The organism is Micromonospora sp. WMMB482 (assembly GCF_019038635.1).
Taxonomy (GTDB): domain Bacteria; phylum Actinomycetota; class Actinomycetes; order Mycobacteriales; family Micromonosporaceae; genus Micromonospora; species Micromonospora marina.
Genome location: NZ_JAHOPD010000020.1, coordinates 3,820,518 through 3,833,419, shown reverse-complemented (window position 1 = coordinate 3,833,419; position 12,902 = coordinate 3,820,518). Strand labels below are relative to the sequence as shown.

The following is a 12,902-nucleotide window of genomic DNA, read 5'->3' as shown; positions in this document are numbered from 1 at the left end:
GGAGGCGACGGACGGAGGTCGAGTCGTGGTACAGGCGTACATCCTCATCCAGACCGAGGTCGGCCGGGCGCGTGACGTGGCCGGTCAGATCGCGGACCTGGCCGGCGTGGTACGGGTCGACGCCGTCACCGGGCCGTACGACGTGGTAGTGCTCACCGAGGCGAACACCGTCGACGAGCTCGGCAAACTCATCGTCAGCAACGTGCAGATGGTGCCCGGCATCACCCGCACCCTCACGTGTTCGGTGGTGCGGCTGTAAGTGGACGAGAAGGACACCTCCCCCCGCCGGGACGGCGCCAGCCGCCGTGCCGCGCTCTGGGCGACGCTCGTCGCGGTGCCGGTGACAGTTGCGGTCGCCGGGTTCACGTTCGCCAAGCTGGCCCCGGAGCCGCCGGACGCCGAGCCGAGCGCGTCGGCGAGTCCCCGGGCGCAGTCCAGCGCGCCGGTCGAGATGCCCGCCCCCGCGCTGGCCGAACGCCCGACCGTGCTCTGCCGTGCCCTGATGTCGCAGCTCCCGGACAGCGTGCGTGACCTGCCGCAGCGCCCGGTCACCGCGGGCCCGGAGCAGAACGCCGCGTACGGCGAACCGGCGCTGACCGTGGCCTGCGGCGGCAGCCCGGCGGAGTTCCCGCCCACCGACGAGGTGTGGAAGGTCAACCAGGTCTGCTGGCACGCGGCCGAGGAGGCCGGCGCCACGGTGCTGACCACCGTCGACCGGGAGACCCCGATCCGGGTCCGGGTGCCGAAGTCGTACGAGCCGCCGCTGCAGTGGGTGACCTCGATCTCCGACACGATCGTCAGCTCGGTCCCCTCGGCGAAGCAGGTTCCCTCGGGCTGCTCCGCCTGAGGTCCGGCCCCCGGTCGGGGACCGGCGCGGCGGTGCAGGCGGTCAGCGGCCGGCGCGGCGGTGCAGGGCGGTCCGGATCAGGCGGTTGACCAGCTTCGGGTACTCCAGCCCGCTGGCCGACCACATCCGCGGGAACATCGACGTCGGGGTGAAGCCCGGCATCGTGTTGATCTCGTTGAGGTAGACGTCCATCTGCGGGGTCACGAAGAAGTCGACCCGGGCCAGGCCGGAGCAGTCGAGCGCGGTGAAGGCCCGGGTGGCGTAGTCGCGCACCTGCCGGGCCACCGGCTCGGGCAGGTCCGCCGGTACGTCGTACTCGCAGACCTCGTCGGCGAAGATGTACTTGGCCTCGAAGTCGTACCAGTCGCGGTCGCCGATCATCCGCACCTCGGCGAGCACCGAGGCCTCGGGCGCGCCACCGGCCTCGCCCTCCAGCACGCCGCACTCGATCTCGCGGCCGACCACCGCACCCTCGACGAGCACCTTGCTGTCGATCTCCCGGGCGGTGACGAGCGCGGCGTCCAGGTCGGCCCAGTCGTCGACCTTGGTGATGCCGAACGACGAGCCGGCCCGGGACGGCTTGACGAAGACGGGCAGCCCGAGGCGCTCCTTGTCCTCCTCGCTCAGCGACATCCCGGCGCGCAGCACCGCGTACGGGCCGACCGGGATGCCCTCGGCGGCGCAGAGCTTCTTGGTGAACTCCTTGTCCATCGCCGCGGCGGAGGCGAAGACGTTAGCGCCGACGTAGGGGATGTCGGCCATCTCCAGCATGCCCTGGATCGTGCCGTCCTCGCCGTACGCGCCGTGCAGCACCGGGAAGACCACGTCCACGTCGGCCAGCGCGACCGGCCCCTGGGCCGGGTCGAGAACCATCAGGCCACCGGCGGCGGGGTCGGCGCGCAGCACCAGTTCGGCGCCGGAGCCGGCGGTGATCTCGGGCAGCTTGCGGTCGGCGATGGCGAGCCGGCTCGGGTCGCCGCTGGCGAGCACCCACTGGCCCTGCCGGGTGATGCCGACCGGGACCACCTCGAACTCGTCCGGGTCGAGGGCGGCCAGCACGCTGCCGGCGCTGACGCAGGAGATGCCGTGCTCGGGGCTGCGCCCGCCGAAGACGATCGCCACACGGGTCTTGCCTGGGGTGGTCATGGTCACCTCATCGTTCGCGACTGCGGCTGGCCGTGCTCGCCGGTGGCGCTCACCCGAATGACCTTACTGTGCGTTGCCGCAAGCGGTGGCCGTTACCCGGGGAGACGCGGAGTCGCGTGGCAAACGGTCAATGTGGCATCTACGGGGAGTAACGGAACGGCGTGCCTCAGAAGGCCGGGTGCCGGGGCCGGCGGCCGACCGCGATGACCTTCACCCGCTGCCGGCCGGCCCGCACCATGCCCAGCGCCATGAAGGCGCCGGCGATCCGGTCGGCGGCCTCCCGACTGCTCGCGCCCACCACCTGGCGGCGGCGTTCCGGGCTGGTCCGTTCGTCACGCCGGGTGCCGTCCGGTGGACGCACGTCGGTCAGGACCACGAGGAACCTGGTCACCGCGGAACCCCTCCCCGTCTCGTGGACCGGCAGGGGCACGCGGCGGTCGGATCGTGGGGGAGTGAAGAATCCGACCACCGCGCGCCCCATCCCCTCCGGTCACTCACCACCACCGTCGCCACGACAACCGGCGGTGAGGACGCCGTCACACATTGACAGGTTCACCGGCGTGAATGCAACTCTCATCGACTTTCTCTCACGCCCGATTTCCCGCGGGATGTGCGACCATCGATGCATGGCGCCGAAGACCGCCCGGGCCCGACGGCTCGGCATCGCCCTGCGGACCCACCGGGAGGCCGCCGGCCTCACCCTCGAGACCGCGGCCGACGAGATCAACAGCACCCGGAGCACCCTGTCCCGCTACGAGAACGCGCAGACGCTCGTCAGTCCCGCCACCGTGCGCGCACTGCTGACCAGCTACGGCGTGGACCCGGCCGACATCGCCGCGGCGGTGCAACTCGCGAAGGACGCCCGCAAGCCGGGCTGGTGGGTGTCCTACTCGTACCTGCTGGACCAGCGCACCATCGACTTCATCGCGCTGGAGGCCGAGGCCACCGGCATCGCGAACTTCGAACCGTCGGTGGTGCCCGGTCTGCTCCAGACCGCCGACTACATCCGCGGGGTGATGCGCGGCGGGCCGCACACGCTCACCGACGAGCAGGTGGAGCAGCGGGTCCAGCTACGGCTGGACCGCCAGCAGCGGCTCTCCGGCGCCGAGCCGCCGATCCTCGACGCCATCATCGACGAGGGCGCGCTGCTGCGCCCGGTCGGTGACCGCTCGGTCATGTCCGGCCAGCTCCAGCACCTGCTGAAGATGGCCGAGCTGCCGAACGTCACGGTGCAGGTGATCCCGCTGGCCGCCGGCTACCACCGGGGCACCCGGGGATCGCTGCACATCCTGGAGTTCGCCGACCCGGAGGACCCGATCATCGCCTCGGTGGAGACCGTCGCCGGCCAGATGGTTCTCGACCGGCCGGGTGACCTGCGTACCTGCGCCAAGATCATGGAGCACCTGCGGACCGTGGCCCTGAACCCGGCGGCCAGTCGGGACCAGCTCCTCCGCCTGCTGAACGAGAGGTGACCAGATGAACGGCACGAACCGCACGAACCCCGCACCGGCCCGCTGGCGCAAGAGCAGCCACAGCGGTGACGAGGGCGCGTGCGTGGAGATGGCGCCGCTGCCCGGCGCGGTGGCGGTCCGCGACTCGAAGGACCCGGCCGGCCCGGTGCTGGTCTTCCCCCCGCACGCCTGGGCGGCGTTCACCGCGGCGCCGCCGCGCCCCTGAGCGGCTCGACCGGCGCCCGCCGGAACGGCCCGACCGGCGTCAGCCGAGCGGGGCGGCGGCAGCGGTGACGGTGCCGCGTACCGCCTCCAGCGCCGCGATGGCCACCCCCCGCGCCCCGGCCATGTCCCGGTCCGGCACCAGCGCGAAGGTGGCCACCGCCCGCTGCTCCTCCCGGAGCACCGTGTGCTCGGCGACGGCGGCGAGGAACCAGTCCCGGAACTCCGGCGCCGCCTCCACCACGCCCCCGCCGACGAAGTACGCGTGCGGGTCGGTGAAGTTGGCCGCGATGGTGAACAACCGGCCCAGCGCCTTGGCCTGCTGGGTGAACACCAGGCGGGCCAGCGGGTCACCGCGTTCGCCGTAGCCGCGCAGCAGCTTCGCCGCCCGGTCCGGCTCCTCCGCCGCGAGCGGGTGCTCCGGATGCCGCGCCAGCCAGTACGGCAGCAGGTTGCGCCGGATCGCGGTGAGCGAAGCGACGCTCTCCGCGTCCCCGGTGAAGCCGCAGGCGCAGACCGGCGCCGCCTGGTCCGGCTCGACCAGGCCGTCCAGCGGGATGTGCACGTGCCCGAACTCGCCCGCCATACCGGCCGCGCCGCCGACCACCCGCCCGGACTCCACCACGCCCCCGCCGAGCCCGGTGCCGACGATCGCGGACACCGACGACCGGGCCATCGCCTCGGCGCCGAAGTGCACGTGGTGGGCGTAGAGCGCGGCGGCGTTGCCGTCGTTGGCGTACACCACGGGCAGGCCCAGCCGCCGCTCCAGCGCGGTGCGCACGTCGAAGCCCCGCCAGGCGGGCTGGGAGAAGTTCGTCGAGCCGCGGGACGAGATCACACCGGTGGCGCTGGCCGGGCCGGGCGTGTCCAGCCCGACCGCACGGACCAGCTCACGCGGCACGCCGGTGTGGGCCAGGACGCCGTCGAACGCCCGCGCGAGCGCCTCCACCGCCGCCTCCGGCCCGGCGCCGACCTCGCTCGGGATCTCCAGCAGCCCGTCCACCAGGAACCGGCCGTCGACTGTGAGCACCGTGGCGTTGTCGCTCGTGCCCCCGTTGTCCAGCCCCACCACCACCGGCACACCTGCGCTGCCCACCGCCACCGCCTCCCGCCGCGCCTGATCCGAGGCTAGTTCCCGCCCGGCCCAGTCGCCACGCCCCCGGCGCGGACTCCCCCGCCGTGATCAGCCGGGACGGCGGGCGGTGACCGCTGTGGCCTCCCGCTCCTCGTCGCGGACCACCGCCGGCTCCAGCCCGGCTGCGGTGAACACGCCGCACAGCTCTGCGGCCTGCGCGGCGCTCGACTCGACCACGACGTGCCCGCCCGGGGCGAGCCACTCGGCCGCGCCGGAGGCGACCCGGCGCAGCACCGCCAGGCCGTCAGTGCCGCCGTCCAGCGCCACCGGCGCCTCGTACAGCCGTGCCTCGGCCGGCAGCGAGGCCACCGCGGCACTCGGCACGTACGGCGCGTTCGCCACCACCAGGTCCAGTTTCCCGCGCCGGCCCGCCGGCAGCGCGTCGAACAGGTCGCCCTGGTAGACCGGGACGCCGAGCGGTTCCAGGTTGCGCCGGGCGCAGGCCACCGCCACCGGGTCGATGTCGGCGGCGGCCAGCCAGCCGGGCGCCAGCCGCTCGTGCAGCACCACGGCGGCGGCACCGGAGCCGCAGCACAGGTCGAGCACCGCCGGGGCCGGCCCGGCCAGCGCCGTCGCCACGTCGACGAGCAGCGCGGTCCGGCCGCGCGGCACGAAGACCCCCGGGTGGACGGCGATCCGCCGGTCGCAGAACTCGGCCCAGCCGAGCAGATGCTCCAGCGGCAGGCCGGCGACGCGACGGTCGACCAGCCGGGTCAGCGACTGCGTCGAGTCGGCGGCGGCGATCAGCAGGTCCGCCTCGTCCTCGGCGAAGACGCAACCGGCGGCGCGCAGCCGCTGGACGAGGGCCGGACGGTCGGGGGTGAAGACGGTGGATGCCATGGCAGACCTTTCGGGAAGCGCTCGTCGGCGCCCCCGGCGTCGCCTCAGCCCTGAAGCGACGCGCACTCGGAGGGAGCGCCGGTCCTCTGCTGGTGGATCGGACTCACCTCCTCGGGTCGGGGCCGCACGGGCCGTGGCTGCCCGTCACCTTAGCCCAGCGGCGACGCGCCGTCAGCCCGCCGTGTCCAGCGCCGCCGTCACGTCGGCGAGCAGGTCGGCGGTGTCCTCGATGCCGCAGGAGAACCGCACGAAGCCCGGCGTCGTGTCGTCGCCCCACTGGGCCCGCCGGTCGGCCGTGGTGTGCAGGCCGCCGAACGAGGTGGCGGCGGCCACCAGCCGGGAGGCGCCGAGAAACCGGGCCACCCGGCGCTCGTCGCCCAGGTCGAACGAGAGCACGCCCGGTACGCGCCGCATCTGGGCCGACGCGACCGGATACGCCGGGTCGTCCGGCCGTCCGGGCCAGCGCAGCCCGGTGACGTCCGGGCGGCCCGCGAGCAGCTCGGCCAGCGCCCGCGCGTTGGCGGTCTGCCGGGCCAGCCGCAGGTCGAGCGTGGCCAGCGAGCGGTGGGCCAGCCAGCAGTCGAACGCGCCGGGCACCCCGCCGGTGGCGTTGCGCCAGGTGGTCGCCGCGTCCCGCAGCCCGGCGTCCCGGGTGGCCAGGTAGCCCAGCAGCAGGTCCGAGTGGCCGGTCAGCGCCTTCGTGCCGGAGGCGACCACCACGTCCGCGCCGAGGTCCAGCGGGCGCTGACCGAGCGGCGTGGCGGTGGTGTTGTCCACCGCCACCAGCGCACCGGCGGCGTGCGCGGCGGCGGCCACCGCCGCGACGTCGGCGACGTCCAGGCCGGGGTTCGCCGGGGTCTCCAGCAGCACCAGCCGCACGCCGTCGAACGACGGGTACGGTCCGGCCGTCGGCGCGAGCACCACGCGTACGCCGAGCTGCCCCAGCGTGTCCGAGGCGAACGAGCGCACCGAGAAGTAACCGTCGGCGGGCAGCAGCACGGTGTCGCCGGGGCGCAGCAGTGTCAGCAGCAGCCCGGTGATGGCCGCCTGGCCGCTGGCGAAGACCCGGCAGTCGCCGCCCTCCAGCTCACCGATTGCCGTCTCCAGCAGCCGGCGGGTGGGGTTGTCGGGCCGCCCGTACCCGTCGACCGCCGCCGCCGGGCCGCGCTCCGGGTCCAGGTGGTACGGCGCGGCGAAGACCGGGCCGGGCAGGAACGGCTGCCCGGGTACCGCGTCCGGCAGGCCGGCGTGCACGCTGCGCGTGCCGTCGCCCCAGTCCTCGCCGCTCATCCCCGCTCCGCTCACTCGTACGACTCGGGCTTGGCGGTGCGGCTCATCAGCGCGTCCACCGCCAGGCGCGGATCCATCCCCTCGTGGCAGATCCGCTCGATCTGCTCGGTGATCGGCATCTCCACGCCGTGCGCCCGCGCCAGGTCGCGGATGGCCAGGCAGCTCTTGACGCCCTCGGCGGTCTGCCGGGTGGCCGCCTGGGCCTGCTCCAGCGTCTCGCCCCGGCCCAGGTGCTCGCCGAAGGTGCGGTTGCGGGCCATCGGCGACGAGCAGGAGGCGACCAGGTCACCCATACCGGCCAGCCCGGCGAACGTGATCGGGTCGGCGCCGAGCGCCACGCCCAGCCGGGCGGTCTCGGCCAGGCCGCGGGTCATCAGCATGGCCCGGGTGTTGTCGCCGAAGCCCATCGCGGTGGCGATGCCGTACGCCAGCGCGATCACGTTCTTCACCGCGCCGCCCAGCTCGCAGCCGATCACGTCGTCGTTCGTGTACGGGCGGAAGTACGGCGTCCGGATGGACGCCTGCACCAGCGCGGTCCGCCGGCTGTCGGTGCCCGCGACCACGGTGGCGGCCGGCTGCTCGGCGGCGATCTCCGGGGCCAGGTTGGGCCCGGAGACGACCACCACCCGGTCGGCGGGCACCCCGGCGGTCTCCGTGATCACCTGGCTCATCCGCTTGGTGGTGCCCAGCTCGATGCCCTTCATCAGCGACACCAGCGTGGCGTCCGGAGCCAGGTACGGCGTCCAGTCGGCGAGGTTGCCGCGCAGCGTCTGCGAGGGCACCGACAGCACCACCACCTCGGCCCCCTCGATCGCCTCAGCGGCGTCACCGGTGGCGGTCACCCGCTCGGGCAGGCGCACGCCCGGCAGATACTCCGGGTTGTGCCGCCCGGTCCGGATCGCCTCGGCCACGGCGGCCCGGCGGGCCAGGACCGTCACGTCCCGCCCGGCGTCGGCGAGGATCTTGGCGAACGCGGTCCCCCAGGAACCGGCGCCCAACACGGCGACGTGCCCGCTCATTCGGTGACCTCCCGGGCGCCGGTGCGGGCGGGTCGCTGCCAGAGCGGCGGTGGTGTGCCGCCGCGGATCTCCGCGACCAGATCTCGGATGCGCAGCATGATGGTGTCCGTCATCTCCTCCAGGATCGGCCGGGTCGGCGTGGCGCCGGCCCAGCGGCTCAGGTCCACCGGCGGCCCGGCGACGACAGTCACCGGGGTGCGCGGGCGCAGCCCGAACCGGGCCGTACGCGGGTCGAACATCCGTTCCGGGCCGACCATGGCGATCGGAACCACCGGGGCGCCGGTCGCCAGCGCCAGCCGGGCCGCGCCGGTCTTGCCCTTCATCGGCCACAGGTCCGGCTCCCGGGTGGTGGTGCCCTCCGGGTAGATCACCACCGCGCCCCCCTCGGCCAGCGCGGCGACCAGCTTGTCCAGGGACTTGACCGCCTCGACGGTGCCTCGCTCGACCGGGATCTGCCGACACCGGTGCAGGATCCAGCCGACCACCGGCACCCGGAACACGCTGGCCTTGCCGAGGAAGCGCGGCCAGCGCCCGGCGTCGTAGATGTAGTGCGCGACCACGAGCGGGTCGGCGTGCGAGATGTGGTTCGGCACGAGGATCACGCCGCCGTCGGGGCGCAGGTGCTCCATGCCCCGCCAGGTGCGCCGGGTCCAGACGGTCATCAGCGGCTTCACCAGCACCACGGCGAGCCGTCGCCAGAACCCCAGCCTGCGCCGTGCCACAGTGCCTCCTCGATCCGCCCTCGCGCCCCGGCACAGAATCATGCCTGTTCGGCCCCGCTGCGGCCAGTGCGGGTACCGGCGCCCTCGCTGGCAGGATGGTCGGCGTGTCTGAGGCCCGCTGGACCGTGGTGATGCCGGTGAAGCGCCTTCCGGCGGCGAAGAGCCGTCTGCGGGGCGCGCTGCCCGGCGTACCCCACGAGGAGCTGGCGCTGGCCCTGGCGGCCGACACCCTGCGCGCGGTGCGGGCGTGCCCGGCGGTCGCCGGGGTGCTCGTGGTCACCGACGACCCGCGGGTGACCGCGGCGGCCGGCGCGGCGGGCGCCCGCGTCGCCGGCGACCCCGGCGGCGGGCTGAACGCGGCGTTCCGGCACGGCGCGGCCGTCGCCGGGCCGCGCGCCGCGGTGGCGGGCCTGACCGCCGACCTGCCGGCGCTGCGACCGGTCGAGCTGGCCGCCGCGCTGCGGGCCACCCGCGGGGTACGCGGGTTCGTGGCTGATGCCCCGGGCGGAGGCACGGTGCTGCTCGCCGCGCCGGCCGGTGCGCCGCTGGCGCCGCGGTTCGGGCCCGGCTCGGCCGCGGCGCACGCGGCGGGCGGGGCGCTGCCGCTCGCCGGGGACTGGCCCAGCCTGCGCCGCGACGTGGACACCCCGGCGGACCTGGCCGACGCCGCCGGGCTGGGTGTGGGGCCGCGCACCGCCGCGCTGCTGGCCCGGGTCGGCGGGGCGGTCCGGTACGGTGCTGGCATGCAGGGGACGGTGGCGACCTACGACGCGTCGACCCGCAGCGGCGTGCTGCTGCTCGACGACGGCACCGAGCTGGCGTTCCCGGCCCGCGCGTTCGACGCCTCCGGGCTGCGGTTGCTCCGATTGGGGCAGCGTGTCCGGATCGAGCGGGACGCCGACGGCGAGGTGGTCCGGGTGACCTTGCCGACGATGGCGTGAACAACCTGGCCCGAGTTCATTTTCCGTTCACCCTTATCGGGGAATCATGAGGTGGTGAGCACCCCTCGCGAGCACCCCGACGGTCCGCCGCCGATCCTCGACCCCGGCACCCCCCGCAACGGCCGCCGCACCCGCGGCCCGGACGGGCGGTTCCGCCAGACCCGGCCGCCGGAGGAGCGCCTCGGCGCCGACCCGGACGCGGCCGGCTCGACCGGACTGGACGAGCCGCTCGACCCGGTGGAGGGCCCCGGCCCGGCCGACGAGACGCCTGCGGACGCGGGCCCGCCGTCCGCGCCGCCGCTGCCGGAGGACCGCTTCCTCAACCGGGAGCTGTCCTGGCTCGACTTCAACGCCCGGGTGCTGGCGCTCGCCGAGGATCCGCGCGTCCCGCTGCTGGAGCGGGCGAAGTTCCTGGCGATCTTCGCCAGCAACCTGGACGAGTTCTACATGGTCCGGGTCGCCGGGCTGAAGCGTCGGCTCTCCGCCGGGCTGCCGGTACGCGGCGGTGACCGGCTGCCACTGCGCACCCAGCTCGACCTCATCACCGGCAAGGCGGCCGGCCTGGTCGCCCGGCACGCCGCCTGCCTGGTCGACGACGTGCTGCCGAAGCTCGCCGCCGAGGACATCCGCATACTGCGCTGGAGCGACCTGGACGACGCCGAGCGCGAGCGGCTGCGCACCTGGTTCCGGGAGCACATCTTCCCGGTGCTCACCCCCCTGGCGGTCGACCCGGCGCACCCGTTCCCGTACATCTCCGGCCGGTCGCTGAACCTGGCCGTCTCGGTACGCGACCCGGACGGCGGCTCGGAGCTGTTCGCCCGGGTGAAGGTGCCGAACAACGTGCCCCGGTTCGTCCGGGTGCACCACGACCAGCCGGGCGTGCGGTTCCTGCCGGTCGAGGATCTCATCTCGGTGCACCTCGGCCAGTTGTTCTCCGGCATGCAGGTGGTCGAGTGCCACCTGTTCCGGGTGACCCGCAACGCCGAGGTGGAGGTGGACGAGGACCGCGACGAGGACCTGCTCCAGGCGCTGGAGCGGGAGCTGGCCCGGCGCCGGTTCGGCCCGCCGGTACGCCTGGAGGTCGCCGCGTCCATCTCCGACCACATGCTGGAGCTGCTGGTCCGCGAGCTGGACATGGACGGCCACGACGTGCTGCGGGTACGCGGACTGCTCGACCTGTCCGCGCTCTGGCAGGTCTACGGCGAGGCCGACCGGCCCGACCTGAAGGACCCGCCGTTCGTGCCGGCCACCCATCCGCGGCTGGCCGAGGGTGAGGTGCCGCGCAGCGTCTTCGCCACGCTGCGCGACGGCGACGTGCTGGTGCACCACCCGTACCACTCGTTCGCGACCAGCGTGCAGCGCTTCGTCGAGCAGGCCGCCGCCGACCCGAACGTGCTCGCCATCAAGCAGACGCTCTACCGCACCAGCGGCGACTCCCCGATCGTGGACGCGCTCGTCGACGCGGCCGCCGCCGGCAAGCAGGTGGTGGTGCTGGTCGAGCTGAAGGCACGGTTCGACGAGGTGGCGAACATCGGCTGGGCCCGCACGCTGGAACGGGCCGGCTGCCACGTGGTCTACGGCCTGGTGGGACTCAAGACGCACTGCAAGACCGCGCTGGTGGTACGCCAGGAGGGCAACCAGATCCGCCGTTACTGCCACATCGGCACCGGCAACTACCACCCGAAGACGGCCCGGCTCTACGAGGACTTCGGCATGCTCACCGCCGACCCGGAGATCGGCGCCGACCTGACCGACCTGTTCAACGTGCTCACCGGCTACAGCCGGCAGACCGCGTTCCGGCGGCTGCTGGTGGCGCCGCAGGGCATCCGCAGCGGCCTGATCGAACGCATCGACCGGGAGATCGAGCACGTCCGGCTGGGCATGCCGGGGCTCGTGCAGTTCAAGGTGAACTCCCTGGTGGACGAGGAGATCACCGACGCGCTCTACCGGGCGTCGCGAGCCGGCGTGCACGTGGACCTGCTGATCCGGGGCATGTGCACGCTGCGGCCGGGCGTGCCGGGGCTGTCGGAGAACATCCGGGTCCGCTCGATCCTCGGCCGGTTCCTGGAACACTCCCGGATCTTCCGGTTCGGCAACAACGGCGACGCCGAGTTCTGGATGGGTTCGGCCGACCTGATGCACCGCAACCTGGACCGCCGGGTGGAGGCGCTGGTGCAGGTGAGCGACCCGGTGGCCCGGGCCGAACTGGACCACGTCCTCACCGCCGCGTTCGATCCCGACGTGGACGCGTTCGAGCTGGCCGCGGACGGCACCTGGCACCGGCGTACCGGGGACGGCGACGTGCCGCTCGCCCACCTCCAGGATCTGTTGCTGCGCCGGGTGGGCGGCCGGGCGGACTGACCGGGCCGTGGCGCGTGCCGGGCGGGCATACGGTGAGCGGGTGAGCGACGACGAACCGGTGCGGATCCGGGCCGCGGGGGGCGTGGTGTGGCGCCCGGGTCCGGCCGGCGTCGAGGTCTGCCTGGTGCACCGCCCCCGCTACGGCGACTGGTCGCTGCCGAAGGGCAAGCTGGACCGCGGCGAGCATCCGCTCGTGGCAGCCGTCCGCGAGGTGGCCGAGGAGACCGACGTACGCGGGGTGCCGCAGGTACGCCTGCCCACCGTCCGTTACCGCAGCGAGGGTCTCGCCAAGGCGGTCGACTACTGGTCCATGCGGGCGGCCGGCACCGGCGGTTTCCAGCCCGGCACCGAGGTCGACGACGTGGGCTGGTTCCCGGTCGACGACGCGGTACGCCGGGTCAGCTACCCGCACGACGCCGAGGTGATCGCCGCGTTCGCGGCGCTGCCGCCGGTCACCGCGACGGTGCTGCTGGTCCGGCACGCGCACGCCGGCAAGCGCGGCACCTGGACCGGCCCGGACCACGGCCGCCCACTCGACGAACAGGGGTGGGCGCAGGCGCGGGCGCTGGTCCCGCTCGTCGCGCTGGTCCGCCCGGGCCGCCTGTTCTCCGCCTCGGCCTGGCGCTGCGTGCAGACGCTGGACCCGGCGGCGGCCCGGCTGGACCTGCCGATCGAGGTCTGCGGGGACTTCGACGAGCCGGCGCCGGGCCAACAGGTCGAGGAGTGCGCGCTCGCCGCCGCGGCCCGGCTGACCGTGCTGGCCCAGGCCGTCGGGACGGTCGCGGTGTGCAGCCAGGGCAAGGTGATCCCGGGCGCGCTGGAGCGGCTCACCGGCCGCGTGGACGAGGACTTCACCACCGCGAAGGGCGGCGGCTGGCTGCTGTCGTTCGCCGGTGACCGGTTGGTCGCCGCCGATCGCCTGTGAGAC

The 12,902-nt window shown here is 74.3% G+C and carries 14 protein-coding genes and 1 pseudogene; 8 read left to right on the top strand and 7 right to left on the bottom strand.

What is annotated here, in order from left to right:
- Positions 1-25 precede the first annotated feature (25 nt).
- Both KSK32_RS19290 and KSK32_RS19285 read left to right on the top strand, forming a co-directional pair.
- The gene (locus KSK32_RS19290; protein ID WP_216932466.1) at positions 26-259 is read left to right on the top strand and encodes an Lrp/AsnC ligand binding domain-containing protein; all 234 of its coding nucleotides are present in this window, start codon (positions 26-28) and stop codon (positions 257-259) included.
- Positions 260-847 (top strand): DUF3515 family protein, encoded by a 588-nt coding sequence (locus tag KSK32_RS19285; protein WP_216932465.1) that lies wholly within the window; start codon positions 260-262, stop codon positions 845-847.
- 42 nt (positions 848-889) lie between these two features.
- Here KSK32_RS19285 and KSK32_RS19280 read toward each other — a convergent pair whose 3' ends face one another.
- A complete protein-coding gene (locus KSK32_RS19280; protein ID WP_216932464.1) occupies positions 890-1,993 on the bottom strand; it encodes a D-alanine--D-alanine ligase family protein in 1,104 nt (367 codons plus the stop codon).
- Between the two features lie 166 nt (positions 1,994-2,159).
- Positions 2,160-2,384, bottom strand: a complete 225-nt coding sequence (locus KSK32_RS19275; RefSeq protein WP_216932463.1) for a hypothetical protein — start codon at positions 2,382-2,384, stop codon at positions 2,160-2,162.
- Between the two features lie 235 nt (positions 2,385-2,619).
- Here KSK32_RS19275 and KSK32_RS19270 point away from each other — a divergent pair, with 235 nt between their 5' ends.
- Together KSK32_RS19270 and KSK32_RS19265 are read left to right on the top strand one after the other, a co-directional pair.
- Entirely contained in the window at positions 2,620-3,465 is an 846-nt protein-coding gene (locus tag KSK32_RS19270; RefSeq protein ID WP_216932462.1) for a helix-turn-helix transcriptional regulator, read from the top strand.
- A 4-nt stretch (positions 3,466-3,469) separates the two neighbouring features.
- Positions 3,470-3,670: a DUF397 domain-containing protein gene (locus KSK32_RS19265; protein WP_216932461.1), complete on the top strand. Its 201-nt coding sequence runs from the start codon at positions 3,470-3,472 to the stop codon at positions 3,668-3,670.
- Positions 3,671-3,709: 39 nt separating this feature from the next.
- Here KSK32_RS19265 and KSK32_RS19260 read toward each other — a convergent pair whose 3' ends face one another.
- The 5 genes from KSK32_RS19260 to KSK32_RS19240 all read right to left on the bottom strand — a co-directional run bounded on the left by KSK32_RS19260 (position 3,710) and on the right by KSK32_RS19240 (position 8,672).
- The gene (locus KSK32_RS19260) at positions 3,710-4,762 is read right to left on the bottom strand and encodes an ROK family protein (protein ID WP_216932460.1); all 1,053 of its coding nucleotides are present in this window, start codon (positions 4,760-4,762) and stop codon (positions 3,710-3,712) included.
- Positions 4,763-4,849: 87 nt separating this feature from the next.
- Entirely contained in the window at positions 4,850-5,641 is a 792-nt protein-coding gene (locus tag KSK32_RS19255; RefSeq protein ID WP_216932459.1) for a putative protein N(5)-glutamine methyltransferase, read from the bottom strand.
- A 171-nt stretch (positions 5,642-5,812) separates the two neighbouring features.
- The gene (locus KSK32_RS19250; protein WP_216932458.1) at positions 5,813-6,931 is read right to left on the bottom strand and encodes a cystathionine gamma-lyase; all 1,119 of its coding nucleotides are present in this window, start codon (positions 6,929-6,931) and stop codon (positions 5,813-5,815) included.
- Between the two features lie 11 nt (positions 6,932-6,942).
- Positions 6,943-7,950: an NAD(P)H-dependent glycerol-3-phosphate dehydrogenase gene (locus KSK32_RS19245; protein ID WP_120571211.1), complete on the bottom strand. Its 1,008-nt coding sequence runs from the start codon at positions 7,948-7,950 to the stop codon at positions 6,943-6,945.
- The gene (locus KSK32_RS19240) at positions 7,947-8,672 is read right to left on the bottom strand and encodes a 1-acyl-sn-glycerol-3-phosphate acyltransferase (protein ID WP_216932457.1); all 726 of its coding nucleotides are present in this window, start codon (positions 8,670-8,672) and stop codon (positions 7,947-7,949) included. Before KSK32_RS19240 ends, KSK32_RS19245 begins: the two co-directional genes overlap by 4 nt.
- A gap of 95 nt (positions 8,673-8,767) precedes the next feature.
- On the opposite strand from KSK32_RS19240, the pseudogene cofC reads away from it, so the two are divergent.
- The 4 genes and pseudogenes from cofC to KSK32_RS19225 form a co-directional block, all read left to right on the top strand.
- Positions 8,768-9,376, top strand: a pseudogene (gene cofC / locus KSK32_RS33505) (2-phospho-L-lactate guanylyltransferase); the annotation flags it as partial.
- A 39-nt stretch (positions 9,377-9,415) separates the two neighbouring features.
- Entirely contained in the window at positions 9,416-9,613 is a 198-nt protein-coding gene (locus KSK32_RS33500) for a cold-shock protein (RefSeq protein ID WP_043330566.1), read from the top strand.
- A gap of 54 nt (positions 9,614-9,667) precedes the next feature.
- Entirely contained in the window at positions 9,668-11,974 is a 2,307-nt protein-coding gene (locus KSK32_RS19230; protein WP_216932455.1) for an RNA degradosome polyphosphate kinase, read from the top strand.
- Positions 11,975-11,981: 7 nt separating this feature from the next.
- Positions 11,982-12,899: an NUDIX hydrolase gene (locus KSK32_RS19225; protein WP_216932454.1), complete on the top strand. Its 918-nt coding sequence runs from the start codon at positions 11,982-11,984 to the stop codon at positions 12,897-12,899.
- Positions 12,900-12,902: the final 3 nt, after the last annotated feature.

Coding starts and splice junctions, on each gene's coding strand:
- KSK32_RS19280 (WP_216932464.1), bottom strand. CDS start 1,993: ATGACCACCCCAGGCAAGACCCGTGTGGCGATCGTCTTCGGCGGGCGC.
- KSK32_RS19245 (WP_120571211.1), bottom strand. CDS start 7,950: ATGAGCGGGCACGTCGCCGTGTTGGGCGCCGGTTCCTGGGGGACCGCG.
- KSK32_RS19265 (WP_216932461.1), top strand. CDS start 3,470: ATGAACGGCACGAACCGCACGAACCCCGCACCGGCCCGCTGGCGCAAG.
- KSK32_RS19270 (WP_216932462.1), top strand. CDS start 2,620: ATGGCGCCGAAGACCGCCCGGGCCCGACGGCTCGGCATCGCCCTGCGG.
- KSK32_RS19250 (WP_216932458.1), bottom strand. CDS start 6,931: ATGAGCGGCGAGGACTGGGGCGACGGCACGCGCAGCGTGCACGCCGGC.
- KSK32_RS33500 (WP_043330566.1), top strand. CDS start 9,416: ATGCAGGGGACGGTGGCGACCTACGACGCGTCGACCCGCAGCGGCGTG.
- KSK32_RS19255 (WP_216932459.1), bottom strand. CDS start 5,641: ATGGCATCCACCGTCTTCACCCCCGACCGTCCGGCCCTCGTCCAGCGG.